The sequence below is a fragment of the Nocardioides sp. Leaf285 genome, from assembly GCF_001422955.1.
In the GTDB taxonomy this organism is placed as follows: Bacteria; Actinomycetota; Actinomycetes; order Propionibacteriales; family Nocardioidaceae; genus Nocardioides; species Nocardioides kribbensis.
Window position 1 is genome coordinate 378,480 of record NZ_LMNH01000004.1, and the last position, 20,924, is coordinate 399,403.

17 protein-coding genes are annotated in these 20,924 nt (G+C 73.5%); 11 read left to right on the top strand and 6 right to left on the bottom strand.

The window, feature by feature from the left end:
- The first annotated feature begins 189 nt into the window (after window positions 1-189).
- From ASF47_RS16065 to ASF47_RS16115, 11 genes are all read left to right on the top strand, one after another.
- A complete protein-coding gene (locus ASF47_RS16065; RefSeq protein ID WP_056864995.1) occupies window positions 190-1,776 on the top strand; it encodes a sulfatase family protein in 1,587 nt (528 codons plus the stop codon).
- A 65-nt stretch (window positions 1,777-1,841) separates the two neighbouring features.
- On the top strand, window positions 1,842-3,428 hold the full coding sequence (locus tag ASF47_RS16070) for a molybdopterin-dependent oxidoreductase (RefSeq protein ID WP_165699051.1): 1,587 nt from the start codon (window positions 1,842-1,844) through the stop codon (window positions 3,426-3,428).
- A 244-nt stretch (window positions 3,429-3,672) separates the two neighbouring features.
- Complete coding sequence (locus tag ASF47_RS16075; RefSeq protein ID WP_056864996.1) at window positions 3,673-4,353, top strand: fasciclin domain-containing protein; 681 nt, start codon at window positions 3,673-3,675, stop codon at window positions 4,351-4,353.
- Between the two features lie 125 nt (window positions 4,354-4,478).
- Window positions 4,479-5,093, top strand: a complete 615-nt coding sequence (gene sigK / locus ASF47_RS16080; protein WP_235557715.1) for an ECF RNA polymerase sigma factor SigK — start codon at window positions 4,479-4,481, stop codon at window positions 5,091-5,093.
- Window positions 5,090-5,827, top strand: coding sequence for an anti-sigma factor (locus ASF47_RS16085; RefSeq protein ID WP_056864998.1), 738 nt, complete (start codon window positions 5,090-5,092; stop codon window positions 5,825-5,827). The genes sigK and ASF47_RS16085 overlap by 4 nt, the downstream gene beginning before the upstream one ends.
- On the top strand, window positions 5,824-7,899 hold the full coding sequence (locus tag ASF47_RS16090) for an FAD-dependent oxidoreductase (RefSeq protein WP_056864999.1): 2,076 nt from the start codon (window positions 5,824-5,826) through the stop codon (window positions 7,897-7,899). Before ASF47_RS16085 ends, ASF47_RS16090 begins: the two co-directional genes overlap by 4 nt.
- Window positions 7,896-9,242 carry an SAM-dependent methyltransferase gene (locus ASF47_RS16095; protein WP_056865000.1) on the top strand — a complete coding sequence of 449 codons (1,347 nt, stop codon included), beginning with the start codon at window positions 7,896-7,898 and terminating at the stop codon, window positions 9,240-9,242. Before ASF47_RS16090 ends, ASF47_RS16095 begins: the two co-directional genes overlap by 4 nt.
- On the top strand, window positions 9,239-10,549 hold the full coding sequence (locus tag ASF47_RS16100) for an SAM-dependent methyltransferase (RefSeq protein WP_056865001.1): 1,311 nt from the start codon (window positions 9,239-9,241) through the stop codon (window positions 10,547-10,549). The genes ASF47_RS16095 and ASF47_RS16100 overlap by 4 nt, the downstream gene beginning before the upstream one ends.
- 73 nt (window positions 10,550-10,622) lie before the next feature.
- Window positions 10,623-11,435, top strand: a complete 813-nt coding sequence (locus ASF47_RS16105) for a DUF1295 domain-containing protein (protein ID WP_056865002.1) — start codon at window positions 10,623-10,625, stop codon at window positions 11,433-11,435.
- A gap of 141 nt (window positions 11,436-11,576) precedes the next feature.
- Window positions 11,577-11,849: a hypothetical protein gene (locus ASF47_RS16110; RefSeq protein WP_056865003.1), complete on the top strand. Its 273-nt coding sequence runs from the start codon at window positions 11,577-11,579 to the stop codon at window positions 11,847-11,849.
- 95 nt (window positions 11,850-11,944) lie between these two features.
- Complete coding sequence (locus ASF47_RS16115; RefSeq protein WP_056865004.1) at window positions 11,945-13,102, top strand: AI-2E family transporter; 1,158 nt, start codon at window positions 11,945-11,947, stop codon at window positions 13,100-13,102.
- Between the two features lie 340 nt (window positions 13,103-13,442).
- Here ASF47_RS16115 and ASF47_RS16120 read toward each other — a convergent pair whose 3' ends face one another.
- The 6 genes from ASF47_RS16120 to ASF47_RS16145 form a co-directional block, all read right to left on the bottom strand.
- Window positions 13,443-13,904: a PLD nuclease N-terminal domain-containing protein gene (locus ASF47_RS16120; RefSeq protein WP_082500413.1), complete on the bottom strand. Its 462-nt coding sequence runs from the start codon at window positions 13,902-13,904 to the stop codon at window positions 13,443-13,445.
- Window positions 13,905-13,924: 20 nt separating this feature from the next.
- A complete protein-coding gene (locus ASF47_RS16125) occupies window positions 13,925-15,040 on the bottom strand; it encodes a YihY/virulence factor BrkB family protein (protein WP_200919164.1) in 1,116 nt (371 codons plus the stop codon).
- 30 nt (window positions 15,041-15,070) lie between these two features.
- Window positions 15,071-15,994, bottom strand: coding sequence for an AEC family transporter (locus ASF47_RS16130; RefSeq protein ID WP_056865005.1), 924 nt, complete (start codon window positions 15,992-15,994; stop codon window positions 15,071-15,073).
- 175 nt (window positions 15,995-16,169) lie between these two features.
- Window positions 16,170-17,354 carry an acyl-CoA dehydrogenase family protein gene (locus tag ASF47_RS16135; RefSeq protein WP_056865006.1) on the bottom strand — a complete coding sequence of 395 codons (1,185 nt, stop codon included), beginning with the start codon at window positions 17,352-17,354 and terminating at the stop codon, window positions 16,170-16,172.
- Entirely contained in the window at window positions 17,351-19,297 is a 1,947-nt protein-coding gene (locus ASF47_RS16140; protein ID WP_056865007.1) for an acetyl/propionyl/methylcrotonyl-CoA carboxylase subunit alpha, read from the bottom strand. Before ASF47_RS16140 ends, ASF47_RS16135 begins: the two co-directional genes overlap by 4 nt.
- Before the next feature lie 63 nt (window positions 19,298-19,360).
- Complete coding sequence (locus tag ASF47_RS16145) at window positions 19,361-20,923, bottom strand: acyl-CoA carboxylase subunit beta (RefSeq protein WP_056865280.1); 1,563 nt, start codon at window positions 20,921-20,923, stop codon at window positions 19,361-19,363.
- Between the last annotated feature and the right edge of the window lies 1 nt (window position 20,924).

Genomic DNA, 20,924 nt, shown 5'->3' on the forward strand with positions numbered 1-20,924 from the left:
GGTCCGGCGGTCGGGGATCCGGGCCCCGCCCCGCCCTCGGCTATCGTCGCCCGGGCCGGGGCAGCGACCGGCCGCCGCTCGACCCCCGGGTCGTGCCCGCGCCCCCAGCCCTGCCCCACCTGCGCACCGCCGCGCACGCCCAGCGCCCCCGAGACCTCCTGGACACCTGACGTGACACCGTTCCGCGCGATGATCGCGCTGACCGTCGTGCTCTCGTCGCTCGCGGTGGGCCTCGAGGTCAGGGACCACCAGGGCGCCTCGTCGTCAGCGCTCTCGCCGACGTCGTCGCAGCCGGTCATCGCCGCGGCCGAGGAGCCCGCCGACCCGGTCGGGCGCGACCTGCGCACGGAGCCCGAGGACGACCGGCCCAACATCGTCCTGGTCATCACCGACGACCAGCGCTACGACGAGATGCAGTTCCTCCCGCGCACCGAGCGGCTGCTCGGCGAGGCCGGGCTCACCGCGACCGAGGCGATCACCCCGCACCCGCTGTGCTGCCCGGCCCGCGCGGAGATGCTCACCGGCCAGCTGGCCCAGAACAACGGCGTGCACACCAACTTCGCGCCCCAGGGTGGCTACGACCGTCTCGACACGCGCCACACCATCGCCACCTGGCTGCAGGACGCCGGCTACAACACCGCCTTCCTCGGCAAGCACCTCAATGGCTACTCCCAGACCGACGGGCGCGACCCGGGCTGGAACATCTTCAACGCCAGCAGCCACGGGTTCTCCGACTACGTCGACTTCCACCAGTACGACAACGGCCGGCGCGTGCGCGTGCCGGGCTACTACACCGACTACGTCTCGCAGCGCACCGTCGACTACGCCCACGAGCTGAGCCGCGCCGACGCGCCCTTCTTCCTGTGGGTCAGCCACTTCGCCCCCCACGCGGCCCGCAAGACCCCCGACTGCCTGGCCGGGGAGACCTGCACGCTGCGGCCCCCGCTCCTCAGCCCGGCGCAGAACCTCCAGCGCGCCGTGCGCGGACGCACGACGACCGACGACCAGGCCCGGGAGTTCGCCGCGGGCATCGCGGCCAAGCCGTCGTACAACGAGCGCGACGTCTCCGACAAGCAGCACCTGGTGCGCTCCAAGCCGCGGGTCCCGGCCGACCAGGTCACCGACTTCGCCCTGGGGCGCGCGGCCGCGCTCGACGGCGTGGACCGCTCGGTGGACCGCCTGGTCGCGCAGCTGGCCGAGGACGGCGAGCTCGACAACACCTACCTCGTCTTCGTCACCGACAACGGCTACCAGCTCGGCGAGCACCGCTTCTGGGGCAAGATCCTGCCCTACGAGGAGAACCTGCGGACCCCGCTGCTCGTGCGCGGCCCCGGGGTCGAGGCCGGCACCCGCACCGACCGTCCGATGACCCTCGTCGACCTCGCCCCCACCTTCCTCGACATCGCCGGCGCCCGCGCCGACCTGACCCTCGACGGCGTCTCGATGCTCGACCTGTGGCAGGGCGAGAAGGGCGAGGACCCCCACCGAGGCGGGCTGCTGATCCAGGCCGGGGCCTACAAGTCCGAGACCGGCAAGCGCGGCTGGCTCTACCGCGGCGTGCGCACCGAGCGCTACACCTACGCCCGCTTCTTCGACGGCTTCGCCGAGCTCTACGACCGCGAGCGCGACCCCTACGAGGTCGACTCGGTCGCTGAGGACCCGGCGTACGCCGCGCTGCGCGCCGAGCTCGACCGCCGCACGAGGCTGCTCCAGGACTGCGCCGGCCCGCAGGAGTGCAACCGCGACTTCGGGCCGCTCCCCGCGCCCGCGGGGTGACCCGGCTCGCGCCGACCGGCGGCGCGCGACGACATCCGCGGGCCCGCCCGCTCCGAACACCTGCCATGAGCTCCTCCCTGCGCACGCGTGTCGGCCCGACCGCCCTCTGGGGCATGTTCGGGGTTTTGGCCACCCTCGTCGGCATGGCCGCCGGCCACCTCCTGGCCTCTCTGACCACGCCTGCCGCCTCGCCGGTGCTGGCTGTCGGCTCCCGCGTCATCGACGCCACCCCCACGCCGATGAAGGAGTGGGCGATCCGGCAGTTCGGCAGTGCCGACAAGCCGATCCTCATCGGGTCGGTCATGGTCGTCGTGCTGCTGCTCTCCGCGGTCGCGGGGCTGCTGGCCCGCAGGCGCTTCGTCTACGGCGCCGTGATGCTGGTCGTGCTGGTGGCCGTGGCCGCCTTCGCCGCCCTCACCTCCACCGGCGCGAAGATCAGTGACGTCGTGCCGAGCCTGGTCGCCGCCGTCGCCGGCGTCGCCGCCCTCGGCTGGCTGCACCGCACCGCGACCCGCGGCTCCCGCTCCGCCGACGCCGAGCCGGTGCCCGGCGCGACCGTGCGCTCCGACGACCCGGCCCCCCGCGGCGCCTCGCGACGCGGCGTGCTGGTGGCCACCGGGGTGCTCGCCCTGGCCGCGGCCGTCATGGGCGGCGCCGGCCGCTTCATCACCGGTCTGCGCACCCGCCCCGAGGACATCGAGCTGCCCACGGCCGCCGACCCCGCACCCGCGCTGCCGACCGACCTGTCGGAGAAGTACCCCGGCATCTCCTCGCTGCGCACCTCCAACGCCGACTTCTACCGCGTCGACACCCGCCTCGACACCCCGATCCTCTCGGCCGACGACTGGACGCTGACCATCGACGGCGACGTCGACCAGGAGGTCACCCTCACCTTCGACGACCTCCTCGGCATGGAGCTCATCGAGCGCGACATCACCATGACCTGCGTGTCCAACAGCGTCGGCGGCAAGTTCGTCGGCGCCGCCACCTGGCTCGGCGTGCGCCTCACCGACGTGCTGGAGCGGGCCGGCATCGAGGGCACCAAGGCCGACCAGATCCTCGCCACCGACTTCGACGGCATGACCATCTCCACGCCGCTCGAGGTCGCCGTCGACGGGCGCGACACGATGCTGGTCGTCGGCATGAACGGCGAGCCCCTGCCCCGCGAGCACGGCTTCCCCGTGCGGATGATCACCCCGGGCCTCTACGGCTTCGTGGGGTCCTGCAAGTGGCTCACCCGCCTCACCCTCACCACCTACGACGACGCGCAGGCCTACTGGACCGAGCGCGACTGGGACACCGACGCCCCGATCAAGATCTCCACGCGCATCGACACCCCCAACGCCCTCGACCAGCTCGACAAGGGCGAGAACATCGTCGGCGGCGTCGCCTGGGCCCAGCAGAAGGGCGGTGTGGCCAAGGTGCAGGTGCAGGTCGACGGCGGCGGATGGCAGGACGCCGAGCTCGGCCCCGAGGTCAACAACGACTACTGGCGCCAGTGGTTCTACCGCTGGGACGCCCAGGACGAGGGCCAGCACACCATCTCCGCGCGCTGCGTCGACGGCGACGGCAACGTGCAGACCGCGGCCCAGGCCCAGCCCTTCCCCGGCGGCTCCAGCGGCATCCACTCGCTGCTCGTCAGCGTCGCCTGAGCCTCGCCCGATCCGTCGCTGCGACCTCCCACCCGCACGCCCCCGCACCGCCACGCCGGCGGCGCGGGGGCGTGCGTCGTACGACGGGCACGCGCGGCGCGGAGCCATGGGGGCGGCGCACCCTAGCCCCGATCCCACCCTTCTGGGCTAGACGTCCCGAAACTTCCCCCTCCACCACCAATCCACCCCCGGCACAGGACCGAACTACCCGCGTCCAGTCACAAGACGGAAGGCATGAACTCCCATGAAGAACACCACGTTCCGCCGCACCAGCGCCGCCGCTGTTGCCACCCTGGCCCTCTCGCTCTCGCTGGTCGCCTGCGGCGACGAGGCCGACGAGGCCGCTGACACCGCCTCCGACGCCACCTCGGCCGCCGGCGACGCCGCTTCGGACGCCACCGAGGAGGCCTCGGAGTCCCCCTCGGAGGACGCCGCCGGTGAGGGCGCCGAGGCCCAGACCTTCGGCGAGGCCTGCTCGGCCGTCCCGACCTCGGGCCCCGGCTCGTTCGACGGCATGGTCCAGGACCCGGTCGCCACCGCCGCGAGCAACAACCCGCTGCTCTCCACCCTGGTCGACGCCGTCACCGCCGCCGACCTCGTGGGCACCCTGAACGACCTCCCGGCCGCGACCGTGTTCGCGCCCACCAACGACGCGTTCGCCGCGATCCCGAAGAAGGACCTCAAGGCCGTCCTGGCCGACAAGGAGCTCCTCTCCTCGATCCTGACCTACCACGTCATCGGTGAGCAGCTCGACCCCGAGGCCGTCGTGGGCGAGCAGGAGTCCGTGCAGGGTGGCACCGTCGAGGTCGAGGGCGACACCGAGGGCATGACCGTCAACGGCGCCAACGTGCTGTGCGGCAACATCCCCACCGCCAACGCCACGGTCTACGTCATCGACCAGGTCCTGATGCCCCCGGCCAACTGATCCTCGCGATCAGCACGGCACGGCAGCACCAGCACCAGCACCACCGCTCCCCCGGGAGCACCGCGTGACCTGCTCGACCAGCACCGGGCTGGCGACGGAAACCTCAGCACGAGAGAATGACTGACGTGGACGAAGCCAGGCCAGCAGTCGCGGGGGTCCCCTCTTCGGAGGGGACCCCGGCGGCCCACGCCGCCCCCGACCTCTCCGACCTCCTCAAGCAGTCGGCGCGAGGTGACCAGGCGGCGTTCGCGCGTCTCTACGACGCCACCTCCTCCCGGGTCTTCGGCCTGGCCGTCCGGGTCGTCCGCGACCCGGCGCAGGCCGAGGAGGTGACGCAGGAGGCCTTCCTGGAGATCTGGAAGACCGCCACCCGCTTCGACCCCGACCGGGGCAGCCCGCTCTCGTGGCTGCTCACGATCACCCACCGCAAGGCCGTCGACCGGGTCCGCTCGGCCGAGGCCTCCAGCCGGCGGGACGAGAAGTACCACCACCAGAACCAGCCGGTCGACCACGACTCGACCGCCGAGGCCGCACACGCCTCGCTCGAGGCGCGGCGCGTGCGCGGAGCACTCGCCAGCCTCACAGCCGTCCAGCGCGAAGCCGTGGAGCTGGCGTACTTCGGGGGCTACACACACACGGAAGTGGCGAAGCTGCTCGACCTCCCGGTCGGCACCGCCAAGACCCGCATCCGGGACGGACTGATCCGGTTGCGCGACACGATGGGAGTCGGGGGTTCATGAGCGACAGCCACGCGCTCTCGGGCGCCTACGCCCTCGACGCCCTCGACGACCTCGAGCGCGCCGAGTTCGAGCGCCACCTTGCCACCTGCCCGGCCTGCCGCGACGAGGTCGACGGCCTCGCCGAGGCGGCCTCGATGATGACCGAGATGAGCCTCACCGCGCCTCCTCCGGAGCTGCGCGACCGGGTGCTCTCCGGCATCGCCACCGTGCGGCCGATGCCGCCCGTGGTGGGCGAGGTCCGGGCCGAGGTGACGTCCCTGGCCGACCGGCGCGACCGCCGTCGATTTCGCGGGCTTCTGGCCGCCGCGGCCGCGGCGGTAGTCGTCGCCGGCACCGGCGGCATCGTGTGGACCGCCGCCCAGGACGACACCTCCACCTACACCGCCGCCGAGGCCGTGCAGAACGCCGACGACGCGCAGCGCTTCCGCGTGCAGCTCGCCGAGGGTGTCGACCCCGACGCCGAGGCCACCGTCATCCGCTCCGAGGACCTCAACCGCGCCATCGTCACCACCGTCGACATGCCGCCGGCCCCCGAGGGCTACGTCTACGAGCTGTGGCTGCTGCGTGACGGTCAGTACGTCGCGGCGGGCCCGATGGCCACCGACTCCGACGAGACCGTCTTCAGCGGCCAGGCCGCCGACGCCACCGGCGCGGCCATCTCGATCGAGGAGGCCGGCACCCAGCCGGTCGAGCCCAGCGACGCCGTCGTCGGCACCGTCGAGTTCCAGGCATGACCCCCCGGCCCACCCGGCCGGAGCGGATCGCGGTCGTGGGGTCCGGCGTGGCCGGCCTGACGGCGGCGTACGTCGCCTCGCGCACGGCCCACGTCACGCTCTACGAGGCCGACGAGCGCCTCGGCGGCCACGCCGACACCCACGACGTGCTCGACCCCGCCACGGGTCGCACCCTGGGGATCGACACCGGCTTCATCGTGCACAACCGGCGCACCTACCCGGTGCTGCTGCGGCTGCTCGCCGAGCTCGGCGTCGCCACGCAGGAGTCGGAGATGTCGATGTCGATCCGCGACGACGACACCGGCCTGGAGTGGGCCGGCGCGCTCGGGCGCCGCGGCGTCTTCCCGCGCCGTGACAACCTCACGCGACCGGCCTACCTGCGGATGCTCACCGAGATCCCCCGCTTCCACCGCCGCGCCAAGGCGCTGCTGGCGGCCCCCGACACCGGCGTCGACCAGCCGCTTCGCGACTTCCTGGCCGAGGGCGGCTTCTCGGCGTACTTCACCCGCCACTTCATGGAGCCGCTCGTGGCGGCCGTGTGGTCGTGCGACCCGGAGGTCGCCCTCGACTACCCCGCGCGCTACCTCTTCACCTTCCTGCAGCACCACGGCATGCTCTCGATCTTCGGCTCGCCCACGTGGCGCACCGTGAGCGGTGGCAGCCGGGAGTACGTGCGGCGGGTCGGCGAGCGCATCCAGGAGGTGCGGCTCGGCGCCAAGGTGACCTCGGTGCTCGAGACCCCCTCCGGCGTGGAGGTCACCGACGGCAACGGCGAGGTCGCCACCTACGACGCCGTCGTCGTGGCCACCCACCCGGGCCAGGCCCTCGCGCTGCTGGCCGAGCCGACGCCCGCGCAGCGCGAGCTGCTGGGCGCCATGCCGTACTCCCCCAACACCGCGCTGCTGCACACCGACCTGTCGCTGATGCCCACCACGCACAACGCCTGGGCGTCGTGGAACTTCCAGCGCCCCGCCGCCGACGCGCCCCGCCCCGACGGCAGCCCCGGCGTGGTCGTGACCTACGACCTCACCCGGCTCCAGCGCCTCGACACCGACACCCACTACCTCGTGACCCTCGGCGGCGAGCACCTCGTCGACCCCGCCAGCGTCATCGAGCGCATGGAGTACGAGCACCCGCTCTACAACCCCACCTCGGTCGCGGCCCAGCAGCGCCTGCGCGAGCTCGACTCCGCGCGGCTCACCTTCGCCGGGGCCTACCACGGCTGGGGCTTCCACGAGGACGGCGCGCGCTCGGGTCTGGCCGCCGTCGAGCGGCTCGGGCTGGAGTGGCCCGCCGAGCCCGACGCGCAGCCGCGCGTCGAGACGCCGGTCGTCTACGACACCACGATCCGCCACACCCGCCGCCGGCCCTTCGCCCGGTCCTTCACCCACGCCTCCCACACCTGGCTGGTCGACCTCGACGAGCTGCCCGACCACGGTCGGCGCGCGGTGGCGCTGGGCAGCTTCGAGGCCCGCGACCACCTCGGCTCTCCCGGGCGCAGCATCCGGGAGAACCTCGAGGCGTTCCTCGCCGGCGAGGGCGTCACGCTGCCCGCGGCCGCCGAGGGCGGGCGGGTGCTGATGGCGGCGCAGCCGCGCGCCTTCGGCTACTGCTTCAACCCGATCAGCGTCTTCTGGTGCCTCGACCGCTCCGGGCGGCGGGTCGCCACGGTGGTCGAGGTGCACAACACCTACGGCGACCGCCACGCCTACCTCGTCGACCCCGACGAGCAGGGCCGCGCCCGCACCGACAAGGCGATGTACGTCTCGCCCTTCCACGGCACCGACGGTCACTACGAGCTGGCCGTGCCGGTGCCCGACGAGCGGCTGCGCATCGCCGTCACCCTGCACAGCGACGACGGCGCCGTCTTCAGCGCCTCCCTCGACGGCCGGCGCTCGGGCACGGCCCCGTGGCGCGCCGCCCCGGCGGCTCTGAGAGGCTCCGTGCTGATCCGGGCCCACGGGGTCTGGCTGTGGCTGCGCCGCCTGCCGATCCGGCCGCGGCCGCAGCACGTGCAGCCCCACGTCCAGCCCGGCGACCCGACCCCCACCCACGAAGGAGGCCAGCGGTGACCGTCACCCGCCCCACCCCCGACGGCAGCGGCCCGCAGCCGCCGGCCCGCTCCGCACACCCGGCCACCCAGCGCTGGGGCGACCTCGACGTCGTCCCCACCGGCCCCCGCGTGCAGGTCTCGGCCCGGATCGCGCGGCGCCTCTTCACCGCAGCGGTCAACCGGCTCGCCGTCACCGTCGTCATCACCGAGGCCGACGGCCGACGCACCACCCTCGGCAAGGGCGGCCCGGTGGCCACCGTGTCGCGGGCCGAGGAGTTCTTCGCCCGCCTCGGGCGCGACCAGCTGATCGGCTTCGGCGAGGCCTACCTCGTCGGCGCGTGGGACGCCGAGGACCTCGGCGGCTTCCTCACCGTGCTGGCCGAGCAGATGAGCGACCTCGTGCCGCGCCCGCTGCAGAAGCTGCGCGCCGTCGTCGCCAAGCGCCCGCCGCGCGCGCAGGTCAGCTCGAAGAAGAACTCCCGCGACAACATCGCACACCACTACGACCTCTCCAACGACCTCTTCGAGCTCTTCCTCGACGAGTCGATGAGCTACTCCTCCGCCCTCTTCGACACCGACCGGCTCGACCGCGGCGACCACCACTCGGCCACCCCGCCCGGCGCGCCCACGGCCGAGGAGCTCCACCCCGCCCAGGTGCGCAAGATCGAGCGGCTCCTCGACGCCACCGGCGTCGGCGAGGGCAGTCGCGTGCTCGAGATCGGCTCGGGCTGGGGCGAGCTGGCGATGCGCGCCGCCCAGCGCGGCGCCGACGTCCTCACCATCACCCTCTCCACCGAGCAGCAGGCGCTGGCCCGGGAGCGGATCGCCGCGGCCGGGATGTCGGAGCGCGCCCGGGTCGAGCTGTGCGACTACCGCGCGGTGACCGGCGAGTTCGACGCCGTGGTGTCGGTGGAGATGATCGAGGCGGTCGGCCACCAGTACTGGACCACCTACTTCCAGACCATCGACAAGGTCCTGGCCCCCGGCGGCAAGGTCGGCATCCAGGCCATCACGATGCCCCACGACCGGATGCTCGCCACCCGCAACACGTGGACCTGGATCCACAAGTACATCTTCCCCGGCGGCTTCCTGCCCTCGGTGGAGGTCATCGACGAGGTGACCCGCGAGCAGACCTCGCTGCGCCTCACCGACCGGCTCTCCTTCGGCAGCCACTACGCCGAGACGCTGCGGCTGTGGGACGAGGCCTTCCTCGGCGACTCCGAGGCCGTGCTGGCCCTCGGCTTCGACGACACCTTCCTGCGCATGTGGCACTTTTACCTCGAGTACTCCCGCGCGGGCTTCGCCTCGGGCTACCTCGACGTCAACCAGGTCGTCCTGACCCGACCCGAGGAGCAGGCGTGAGCGCCTCCACCACCGACCGTCCCTCCGCCGCCCCCACCGCCGCGGGCGGCGTCGCCGCGCAGCTCGCCGAGGCGCTGCGCCCCTTCGTGGGCGGGGACCTGCCCGTGCGGCTGCGCGCGTGGGACGGCTCCGAGGCCGGCCCCGCCGACGCCCCGCTGGTGGAGATCCGCACCCCCGACGCCGTGCGCCGCCTGCTGTGGCGTCCGGGCGAGCTCGGCGCCGCCCAGGCCTACGTGACCGGTGAGATCGAGGTCCACGGCGACCTCGACGCCGCGCTCACCCACGCCTTCGCGGTGGCCAAGGAGCGCAACCTCTCCGGCGGCGGGCGCCCGTCGGCGGCGGCGATGAAGCAGGCGCTGCGCACCGCCAAGGACCTCGGCGTGCTCGGCCTGCCCCCGGCCCACCCGGCCTCGCAGGCCCGCATCCGCGGCCGGCTGCACTCCAAGCTGCGCGACATCCGCTCGATCAGCCACCACTACGACCTCTCCAACGAGTTCTACTCGCTGATCCTCGAGCCCAGCATGGCCTACTCCTCGGGCTACCACTCCTCCCCCGAGCAGCCGCTCGAGGAGGCCCAGGCGGCCAAGCTGTCGCTGGTGTGCCGCAAGCTCGGCCTCGAGCCCGGCATGCGCCTGCTCGACGTCGGCTGCGGCTGGGGCTCGCTGTCGCTGCACGCCGCCGAGCACTTCGGCGCGAAGGTCGTCGGCGTGACCATCGCTGCGGAGCAGAAGAAGTTCATCGACGCCCGCATCGCCGAGCGCGGCCTCCAGGACCGCGTCGAGATCCGGCTCCAGGACTACCGCGACGCCGTGCCCCCGGCCGGCCAGGAGTACGACGCGGTGTCCTCCATCGAGATGGGCGAGCACGTCGGGCAGTCCAACTACCCGACCTACGCCGGCGTCCTCCACGACGCCGTCAAGCCCGGTGGCCGCGTGCTCATCCAGCAGATGTCGCGCACCGGCCGCTGGCCCGGCGGTGGGCCCTTCATCGAGTCCTTCATCGCCCCCGACATGTACATGCGCCCCGTCGGCGAGACCGTCGCCTTCCTCGAGCGCGGCGGGCTCGAGGTGCGCGACGTGCACGCGATGCGCGAGCACTACGTGCACACCGTCGCCGGCTGGCTCGAGCGCTTCGAGGCCAACATCGACCGGCTCACCGAGCTCGTGGGCGAGGAGGTCGTGCGCGTGTGGCGGCTCTACCTCGTCGGCGGCGCCATGGCCTTCCGCGACGGGCGCATGGGCGTCGACCAGATCCTCATGGTGCGCCCCGGCTCCGCCCACACCCTGCCCTGGGTGCGCGACTTCTGAGACCGGGCCACCCGGCCCACACCCGGACCGCTGGGGTGGGGCGGGGTCGGCGTACGACGGGTTGACTGGGGTCATGACACTCGTGCTCGTCCTCGCCGCCTGCCTGCTGGCGGTCGCGGTCGTGATGACCCTGACCGCCCTGCGGGCCCGCCAGCTCGGCGTCGTGGCCGTCGTCGACGTCGCCTGGGGCCTCGGCTTCGTGGTCGTCGCGGTGATCGCGGCCCTGCTCGGCTCGCTCTCCGACGAGGCCGACGCCCGTCGCTGGCTGGTGCTCGCCATGGTCGCCCTGTGGGGCGGGCGCCTGGCGTGGCACGTGCGCAGCCGCGCCCTGGGCGACCACCAGGGCAAGGAGGACCCGCGCTACGCCGAGATGCTCGGCGGCAGCCTCCAGGACGTCGGCATGCGGGCCGCCGTGCGCCGCGTCTTCCTCGTGCAGGGCGGGGCGCAGTGGTTCGTGTCGCTGCCCGTGCAGGTCGGCGCCGTGCTGGCCGTCGAGTGGTGGCCGGTGGTGTGGATCGGGCTGCTGGTGTGGGCCGTGGGCCTGACCTTCGAGGCCGTCGGAGACCGTCAGCTCAAGGCCTACAAGGCCCAGCCCAAGGAGTCGCGCCCGCAGGTGATGGACCAGGGGCTGTGGGCCTGGACCCGCCACCCGAACTACTTCGGCGACGCGATGGTCTGGTGGGGCCTGTGGCTCACCGCCGGTCTCGCCTCCGGCTGGCTGCCCGGCCTGCTCACCGTGGCCTGCCCGGCCGTGATGACCTTCTTCCTGCGCAACGTCACCGGTGCCAAGCTCCTGGAGAAGAAGATGATGGAGCGCGACGGGTTCCCCGAGTACGCCGAGCGCGTCTCGATGTTCTTCCCCACGCCCCCCAAGAAGCGCCGCTGACACCACCCAGCCCCCCCCGGTGGTCGAGGAGCGAGCGCCAGCGAGCGTCTCGACACCATCCCGCGTCACACGCCCCCGCCCCCGGTGCGGCGGCGTCGGCGCTGTCGGTGGCGCCGCGTAGGTTGGTGACGTGAACAGCCGATGAGCAAGATGGATGCCCTGCGAGCCATGCGCGAGGCGCGCTACGAGGAGGCCGCCGCCCGCGCGGCCAAGCCGGGAGCGGCGCCGGCGCGGCCCGCCGTACGCCGCTCGGCGCCCGCGGCCGCCCCCGCCGCCAAGCGGCCCGCGAAGGCCGCTGCCGCGACGCCGGTGGAGCCGGGCGCGGAGCCCGGTCTGTGCGGCCACCGCAACATGAGCGGCCGCACCTGCACCCGCGAGCTCGGCCACGCCGCGAAGAGCCACCGCTACTCCTGAGCCGTCGGCGGGCCCGGGTCGGCCGACGGGCCGTGACGTCAGCCCCACCCCACGCGAGGAGGCCCGGCACGTGCACCGTCGGGTAGAGAGGGGTCATGCCGATCTTCCGCCGCCGTGAGGCGCCGACGCCCTCCCCCGAGCCCCGCCGCTCACCGACGCGCACGGGCGGCGGCGACCACCCTGCGCCACCGGCGACGCCGATCGCGACGACGCTGGCCGAGGCGGGGCGCTGGAGCCTGCGGATCCTGCTGGTGACGGCGGTCGTCGTGGGAGCGCTGTGGGTCGTCGGCCGGATGTGGGTGGTCGTGCTGCCGGCGCTCCTGGGCCTGCTGCTGAGCACCGCCCTGTGGCCGCTGGCCCGGCGCCTGCGCCGGGTGGTGCCGGCCGCCGCCGCGGCGGGCGCGGCGGTGGTGACCGGGCTGCTCGTGCTCGGCGGCCTGGTGGCCGCGGTGACCTACCTCGTGCTCGACGAGGTCGACTCGCTGAGCGAGCAGTTCTCCCAGGGGGTCGAGGACATCGAGGCGTGGCTCGCGGGCCCGCCGCTCGACCTCGGCGACGACGAGGTGGGCGACCTGGTCGGCCAGGCGGTCGACCAGGTGCAGGACAGCGCCCAGGACATCGCCGCCTGGACGCTGACCGGGGTCTCGACCGCCAGCTCCTGGGCGCTCACCGCGCTGCTGGCGCTCGTGCTGTGCTTCTTCTTCCTCAAGGACGGCCCGCGGTTCCTGCCGTGGCTCGAGCACTGGCTGTCCCCGGGCCCGGCGGCCCACGCCGCCGAGGTCTCGCGCCGCTCCTGGACGGTGCTGGGCGGCTTCGTGCGCGCGCAGGCCGCCGTGGGTCTGGTCGACGCGATCGGGATCGGGATCGGCCTGCTCGTGCTGGGCGTGCCGCTCGCGCTGCCGCTGGCGGTCATCACCTTCCTGGCCGCCTTCGTGCCGGTCGTGGGCGCCGTGGTCGCCGGCGCGCTCGCCGCGGTCGTCGCGCTCGCCACCCAGGGGCTGACCACCGCGCTGATCGTGGTCGGGCTCGTGCTGGTGGTGCAGCAGCTCGAGGGCAACGTGCTCCAGCCGCTGCTCATGGGCAAGACGTTGTCACTCCACCCCGCGATGACCATCGTCGTGGTCACCCTCGGCAGCACGCTGGCCGGCATCACCGGAGCCTTCCTCGCCGTGCCCGTGCTCGCCGTGCTCACCACCACCGCCCGCTACGCCCGCGAGCTCAGCGTCGCCGCCCGCGAGCGGGCCACCACCTAGCCGCGCCGCACCCGGAGGTCATACGACACGTGGATGCGCATCCACCACTCGCATGACCTCCCCCCGCCGGCCTGCTCACCGACCCCGCGCGCCGCACCCTGACGTCATACGACACGTAGATGCGCATCCACCACTCGCATGACCTCCCCCCCGGCCTGCTCACCGACCCCGCGCACCGCACCCGGACGTCATGCGACACGTGGATGCGCATCCACCACTCGCATGACCTCCCCCCGCCGGCCTGCTCACCGACCCCGCGCGCCGCACCCGGAGGTCATACGACACGTGGATGCGCATCCACCACTCGCATGACGTCCCCCGCCTGTACGCCGCAGCAGGCTCAGCCGCCCGCGGGAGCGCCGGGCTCGTCTTCGGAGCCCGACCGGCCCTGCTCACGGGCCTCGCGGGCCGCGCGCAGCCGCTGCCGCTCGGCCTCCTCGCGGGCCGCCTCCTCGCGGCGGGCCCGCTCGTGGCGGCGCCGCTGCTCCTCGGCGCGGGCGCGCACCTGACGCAGGAACTCGTCGTCGCGCCCGGCGTCGCCCGCGGCCATGCGGCCGGGCCGCTCGTACTCGGGGAAGCCGGGCGCCGCCCCCTGCGACCGGGTCAGCGGCCGCGCCCCCCGGTCGCGACCGAGCGCCAGCCAGGCGATCGAGCCGACGAACGGGAACAGCAGCACCAGCACGATCCAGGCCGCCTTGGGCAGGTGCTTGACCCGCTGCGGCGGGGTGCCGATGGCGTCGACCAGGCAGTAGACCCACAGGGCGAAGCCGATGACGCCGGCGACGAGCTCGAGCTTGATCACGCGGGTGATCCTGGCCGCTCTCAGCGCACCCTGTCCACGGATTCACCGGACTGCGCCGTGCCGCCCTGCTCCGTGCCGCCCTGCTCGGCCACCGGCCCCACCGGGGGCGCGGGCGGGCGCGACTCGAGGCGCCCGGGCGTCGGCAGGGTGATCTCCCCGGTGGCGGGGTCGGTGAAGGAGACCTCGACGTTCTCGAAGCCCTTGTGCCGCTGCGCGCGGGCGTAGCCGGCGTAGGCGCGACGGTCGGCGTCGGTGAGCTCGACGTTGTCGGTGAAGGGGGTGAGCAGCGCGCGCGGCCACAGCCGCCGGGCGAGGACGACGTTGATCTCCATGGCCAGCACGCCCATGACCGCAGCGATGTAGATGATGCCGATGAGCCCGAGGACGAGGCCGAAGGTCGCGTTCATCTGGCTGGTCTCGCCGAGCACGCGGGTGGCGTAGACCGTGCCGATGACCTGGAGCAGCTGCCACATCACGGCGAGCGCCAGGGCGCCGGGCACGGCGGCGCGCAGACCGTGCTGACGTGCGGAGGCGAGCCGGAAGACGAAGGTCAGCACGGCGCCGACGCCGAGCACGGTGGCCAGCCGGATCAGCCAGGTGATCGTGCCGTCGAGGCGCGGGCCGAAGACCTCGGTCTGGCTGCCGAGGGCCGAGACCACCGACACCGCGAGCACCGAGAGCCCCGCGGTGATGAGCAGCAGCAGGCTCTTGAGCCGCAGGAGCAGCGGGTTGGGGCGGGAGTTGCGCGGCACCGACCAGGCGATGTTCATGGCGTTCTGCAGCGCCTGGCCCAGGCCGAGCGAGCCGTAGAGCGCCGCGACGCCACCGACGACGACCGCGGTGGTCGAGCCCTGGAGCCCCTCGGGCCGGCCCAGCTGCTCCCCGATGATCGGGAACTGGCTCAGCGCCGAGTCGAGCACCTGGGTCTGCAGCTCGGGGTTGCCCTGGAGCAGGAAGCCGAGGATCGAGGAGGCCAGCAGCAGCAGCGGGAAGATCGCGATGAAGGCGTAGTAGGTGATGATCGCGGCCAGGTAGTTGCCCTGGTCGTCGAAGTGCTTGTAGACGATCGCCAGCGGGATCCCCACCGGCGGGAAGCGTCGCTGGAACCGGTCGGCTCCGTCCACGGCTCGTCCCACGGCGCTCACGCTATGCGATCGGGGCGCCGGCTAGGCGATCAGCGCGGTGATCAGGACGACTGCGGGCACGGAGGCCAGCGTGCTCACGAAGATGGCGTCGCGCGCCAGCAGCTCCGCGCGCCCGTAGCGGCTGGCGATGACGAAGACGTTCTGCGCCGTGGGCAGCGCGGAGAGCACCGTGACCGCGAGCAGCGCGTCGGTCTCCAGGCCCAGCGCCCAGCGGCCCACGGCGTAGGCCGCGAGCGGCTGCGCGACGAGCTTGAGCCCCACGGCCAGGCCCAGCTCGGAGGCCGGCACGCCCCGCCCCGGCAGCGGCCCGAGCCGCAGCGCCACGCCGTAGGCGATGAGCATCGCCGGCACCGCCATGCCCCCGACCAGGTCGAGCGGGTCGTGCACCGCGGCCGGCAGCCGTACGCCGCTCAGCGCCAGGGCGACCCCGGCGGCCGAGGCGATCGTGAGCGGGTTGGTGGCCGGGCGCGAGAGCACCTTGCGCAGGCTCAGCCGCGTCGGCGCGACCGCCACGTCGAGCAGGGTGAGGGCCAGCGGCTGGAGCACCAGCAGCTGCATGAGCAGGATCGGGGCGACCAGGGCGACGTCGCCCAGCACGTAGGCCGCGATCGGCACCCCGAGGTTGCCGGCGTTGACGTAGCCCGCCGCCATCGCCCCGATCGTCGCGCCGCCCAGGTCGAGCGGGCCGCGCAGTCGGCTGAGGCCGAGGTGCAGCAGCACCACGACGAGCACCGCCGCGGCGCTGGCGACCAGGGTGGTGGAGAAGACCTCGGCGGGGTCGCTGTCCTCGAGCACGGTGAGCAGCAGCGCCGGGCTGGCGACGTAGAAGGCCAGCGTCGACAGCGTGCGCTGGCCCGCCAGGTCGATGACCCGCAGGTGGGCCAGCAGGATCCCCAGCGCGATGAGCACGCCGATCGTCGCGAACCCCGAGAACACCCCTGCCACGCCGCGACCCTAGGCCCGTGACCGCCGCCACCCGCGCGGCGGGGCGGACGGGGCGGGCCGACGCGCGCCGGCTGTCACGCCGAGTCGCCCCCTCTGCCGCCCCCTCTGCCGCCCCGTCGTGACGGGGCGACAGGTCGGGTGACCCGGCGTGACAGCTGCGGCGGGGGCAGCCCGCTCAGTAGGACTTCGGCAGCCCCAGGGAGTGCATCGAGACGAAGTTGAGGATCATCTCGCGGCTCACGGGGGCGATCCGGCCGACGCGGGTGGCGACGAGGAGGCCGGCCATGCCGTACTCCTGGCTGGCGCCGTTGCCGCCGTGGGTCTGCACGGCGCGGTCGACGACGTCGCAGGCGGCCTCGGCGGCGGCGTACTTGGCCATGTTGGCGGCCTCGCCCGCGGCCATCTCGTCGCCGGCGTCGAAGAGCGCGGCGGCCTTCTGGTTCATCAGCCGGGCCAGCTCGATCTCGATGTGGCTCTGCGCGAGCGGGTGCGCGATGGCCTGGTGGGCCCCGATCGGCACGTCGAAGACCACGCGCTCCTTGGCGTAGGCGGTGGCCTTCTCCAGGGCGAAGCGGGCCAGGCCGAGGGAGAAGGCGGCGGCCATGATCCGCTCGGGGTTGAGCCCGGCGAAGAGCTGCGCGAGGCCGCCGTTCTCGTCGCCCACGAGCGCGTCGGCGGGCAGCTTGACGTCGTCGATGAACACCTGGAACTGGTTCTCCGGGGAGACGATCTCCATCGGGATCGCCCGGGCCTCGAAGCCCTCGGCGTCGGTCGGCACGACGAAGAGGCACGGCTTGAGCCGGCCGGTGCGGGCGTCCTCGGTGCGGGCCACGACCAGCACGTTCTGCGCCTCGTCGATGCCCGAGATCCAGATCTTGCGGCCGTTGAGCACCCAGCCGTCGCCGTCGCGGCGCGCGGTGGTGGTGATGTTGTGGGTGTTGGTGCCGGCGTCGGGCTCGGTGATGGCGAAGGCCATGGTGCCGGTGCCGTCGCACAGCCCGGGCAGCCAGCGCTGCTTCTGCTCCTCGGTGCCGTAGCGGCTGATGATCGTGCCGCAGATCGCGGGGCTGACCACCATGAGCAGCAGCGGGCAGCCCTGGGCGGCGAGCTCCTCGCAGACCGCGGCGATGTCGCCGATGCCGCCGCCCCCGCCGCCGTACTGCTCGGGGATGTTGATACCGAGGTAGCCGTTCTTGCCGATCTCGAGCCACAGGTCGGTGGTCTTGCCGCCGGAGCGGGCCCTCTCGGTGAAGTACTCCCGCCCGTACTTCGCGGCGAGCCGGGCGACCTGGGTGCGCAGCTCGCGGCGCTCCTCGGTCTCGGTGAAAGCGGTGGTGGTGGGCTGGACCTGCGTGGTCATGCGACCTCTCCTTCGACGACGGCGAGAACCTCTCCGGCGGCGACCTGCGCGCCGGGCTGGACGGTGATCCGGGCGAGCGTGCCGTCGGCGGGCGCGCTCACGGTGTGCTGCATCTTCATGGCCTCGAGCACCAGCACGGGCTGGCCCGCGACGACGGCCTGACCCTCCTCGACGGCGACGCTGACGACGGTGCCGGGCATGGGGGCCAGCAGGGAGCCGGCCGCGACCTGCTCGGCGGGGTCGACGAACCGCGGCACCCGCACCAGCCGGGCGTGACCTCCCGGACCGTCGACGTCGACGACCTCGCGACCGCTCGGGCCCGACACCGCCACGGCGTACGACGAGCGCAGCCCGTCGCGCTCCAGGACCACCTCGGTCGGCCCGGCCGCGACGACGGTGCAGCCCTCGACGGTGTAGCCGTCGCGCCCGCCCCACCACTCCACGACGACCGGCTCGCCGGCGTGGTCGAGCTCGGTGCGCTGCGGCTGGCTCACGACGCTGCGCCAGGCCACCGGGATGCGGCCCTGCACCCGCCGGGCGGCGCGGGCGTGCTCGGCCAGCGCCAGCGCGGCGGCGACGGGCGCCCCGGGGTCGGCGGCGGGGGCGAGCGCCGGGTGGTCGGCGAGGAAGGCCGTGCTGAGGTCGCCCGCCACGAAGTCGGGCGAGCGCAGCACCTGCACGAGCAGGTCGCGGTTGGTCACCACGCCGTGCACCCGGGTGCGGGCCAGGGTGTCGGCCAGCCGGCGCACGGCCTGCTCGCGGGTGGGCGCCCAGGCGATCACCTTGGCCAGCATCGCGTCGTAGTGGGTGGAGACCTCGCTGCCGCCGGCGAAGCCGGCGTCGAGGCGCACGCCCGCGCGGTTGAGCAGGTCGAAGCGGGCGTCGACACCGGGCACCTCGAGCACGCTCAGCGGTCCGCTCTGCGGCTGGTAGTCGGCGGCGGGGTCCTCGGCGTAGAGGCGCACCTCGACGGCGTGGCCGTAGGTCTCGCCGATGGCGCGGGGGTCGGGCACGCCGCCCTCGGCCACGGTGAGCTGGAGGTCGACCAGGTCGACGCCGTGGACCAGCTCGGTGACCGGGTGCTCGACCTGGAGGCGGGTGTTCATCTCCAGGAAGAAGAAGCGCTCCGTGGCGGGGTCGTAGAGGAACTCCACGGTGCCGGCGCCGCGGTAGTCGATCGCGGCGGCGGCCGCACGGGCGGCCTCGTGCAGGGCGGCGCGCACGGCGTCGGGCAGGCCCGGCGCCGGCGACTCCTCGACCACCTTCTGGTGGCGCCGCTGCACCGAGCAGTCGCGCTCGCCGAGCACGAGGACGCCGTCGCGGTGGCCCACGACCTGCACCTCGACGTGGCGGCCGCGCTCGACGTAGGGCTCCACGAAGACCGTGCCGTCGCCGAAGGCCGACTGCGCCTCGGCCCGGGCCCGCTCGACCTCGCCGGGCAGGTCGGCCAGGTCGCGCACGACCCGCATGCCGCGCCCGCCGCCGCCCGCGGAGGCCTTGACCAGCAGCGGCAGGTCGGCGTCGGAGGCGTCGTCGACGGCGTGGTTGCGCAGCACCGGCACCCCGGCGGTCTCCATCAGCCGCTTCGACTCGATCTTGGAGCCCATCCGCTCGATGGAGGAGGGGTCGGGGCCGACCCAGGTGAGGCCGGCGTCGAGGACGGCGCGGGCGAAGTCGGCGCTCTCGGAGAGGAAGCCGTAGCCGGGGTGCACGGCGTCGGCGCCGCTGGCGCGCGCCGCCTCCAGCAGCAGGTCGACGCGCAGGTAGGTCTCCGCGGGCGTGGAGCCCGGCAGCCGTACGGCGACGTCGGCCTCCCCGACGTAGGGCAGCGCCGCGTCGGCGTCGGAGTGCACCGCGACCGTCGAGACGCCCAGGCGGCGGCAGGTGGCGAAGACGCGGCTGGCGATCTCGGCGCGGTTGGCGACGAGGAGACGGGTGATCACGGGAGGCCTCTCGGGGACGGTGCTGCGGGCGCGGCGGTCGGCACGGGGCGGGTCACGGGCGCCTCACATCCGGAAGACGCCGAAGCGGTCGGTGCCGCGGAAGGCGCTGCTGTCGATGACCGAGAGGCAGATGCCCAGGACCGTGCGGGTGTCGCGGGGGTCGATGACGCCGTCGTCGTAGAGCATCCCGGAGAGGAAGTAGGGCAGGGACTGCTCCTCGATCTGCGCCTCCACCACCTGCTTGACCCCGGCGAAGCCCTCGGCGTCGAAGGTCTGCCCGCGCGACTCCGCCGACTGGCGGGCCACGATCTCCATGACGCCGGCGAGCTGGGCCGGGCCCATCACCGCCGATTTGGCCGAGGGCCAGGTGAAGAGGAAGCGGGGGTCGTAGGCGCGACCGTTCATGCCGTAGTTGCCGGCGCCGTAGGAGGCGCCCATGATCACCGTCAGGTGCGGCACCGTGGAGTTGGAGATGGCGTTGATCATCATCGCGCCGTGCTTGATGATGCCGCCCTGCTCGTACTCCTTGCCGACCATGTAGCCGGTGGTGTTGTGCAGGAAGAGCAGCGGGGTGTCGGTCTGGTTGGCCAGCTGCACGAACTGCGTGGCCTTCTGCGCCTCCTCGCTGAAGAGCACGCCCTGGGCGTTGGCCAGGATGCCCACAGGGTGGCCGTGGATGCGTGCCCAGCCGGTGACCAGTGACGTGCCGTAGAGCGGCTTGAACTCGTCGAAGGCCACGCCGTTGGTCGCGCCGGCGCCGTCGACGACCCGCGCGATCACCTCGCGGGGGTCGAAGGGCTCCTTGAGGTCGCTGGGGATCAGGTCGAGCAGACCGTCGGGGTCGTGGTCGGGCTCGGCGTACGCCGGGTCTGCGGCGGCCCCGGAGCCGCCGGCCTTGCGCCAGTTCAGCCGGGCCACGATGCGCCGGCCGATGCGGATCGCGTCGCGCTCGTCCTCGGCGAGGTAGTCGGCCAGGCCGGAGGTGCGCGCGTGCATCTCCGCGCCGCCCAGCGACTCGTCGTCGGACTCCTCGCCGGTGGCCATCTTCACCAGCGGCGGGCCGCCCAGGAAGACCTTGGCCTGCTCGCGCACCATCACGGTGTAGTCGCTCATGCCGGGCACGTAGGCGCCGCCGGCGGTGGAGTTGCCGAAGACCAGCGCCACCGTGGGCAGCTTCATCGCCGAGCTGCGGGTGATGTCGCGGAAGGTCCTGCCGCCCGGGATGAAGATCTCCTTCTGGGTCGGCAGGTCGGCGCCGCCGGACTCCACGAGGGCGATCGTGGGCAGGCCGTTCTCCTCGGCGATCTGGTGGGCCCGGAAGGCCTTCTTGACCGTCCAGGGGTTGCTGGCGCCGCCCTTCACGGTGGGGTCGTTGGCGGTGATCATGCACTCGACGCCCTCGACCACCCCGATGCCGGTGACCATGCTGGCGCCGACGGCGAAGTCGGAGCCCCAGCCCGCCAGCGGGCTGAGCTCGAGGAAGGCCGAGCCCTCGTCGACCAGCAGCTCGATGCGCTCGCGGGGCAGCAGCTTGCCGCGGGCGTGGTGGCGTGCGACGTACTTCTCCCCGCCGCCGGCGACCGCCTTGGCGTGCTCGGCGGCCAGGGCCTCGAGCTTGGCCAGCATG

What these genes read in the sequence shown, in the direction of transcription:
- ASF47_RS16135 (WP_056865006.1), bottom strand. Translation starts at nt 17,354, where the DNA reads ATGACCACGCAGGTCCAGCCCACCACCACCGCTTTCACCGAGACCGAG.
- ASF47_RS16090 (WP_056864999.1), top strand. Translation starts at nt 5,824, where the DNA reads ATGACCCCCCGGCCCACCCGGCCGGAGCGGATCGCGGTCGTGGGGTCC.
- ASF47_RS16115 (WP_056865004.1), top strand. Translation starts at nt 11,945, where the DNA reads ATGCCGATCTTCCGCCGCCGTGAGGCGCCGACGCCCTCCCCCGAGCCC.
- ASF47_RS16070 (WP_165699051.1), top strand. Translation starts at nt 1,842, where the DNA reads ATGAGCTCCTCCCTGCGCACGCGTGTCGGCCCGACCGCCCTCTGGGGC.
- ASF47_RS16145 (WP_056865280.1), bottom strand. Translation starts at nt 20,923, where the DNA reads ATGCTGGCCAAGCTCGAGGCCCTGGCCGCCGAGCACGCCAAGGCGGTC.
- ASF47_RS16085 (WP_056864998.1), top strand. Translation starts at nt 5,090, where the DNA reads ATGAGCGACAGCCACGCGCTCTCGGGCGCCTACGCCCTCGACGCCCTC.
- ASF47_RS16075 (WP_056864996.1), top strand. Translation starts at nt 3,673, where the DNA reads ATGAAGAACACCACGTTCCGCCGCACCAGCGCCGCCGCTGTTGCCACC.
- ASF47_RS16110 (WP_056865003.1), top strand. Translation starts at nt 11,577, where the DNA reads ATGAGCAAGATGGATGCCCTGCGAGCCATGCGCGAGGCGCGCTACGAG.
- ASF47_RS16105 (WP_056865002.1), top strand. Translation starts at nt 10,623, where the DNA reads ATGACACTCGTGCTCGTCCTCGCCGCCTGCCTGCTGGCGGTCGCGGTC.
- ASF47_RS16065 (WP_056864995.1), top strand. Translation starts at nt 190, where the DNA reads ATGATCGCGCTGACCGTCGTGCTCTCGTCGCTCGCGGTGGGCCTCGAG.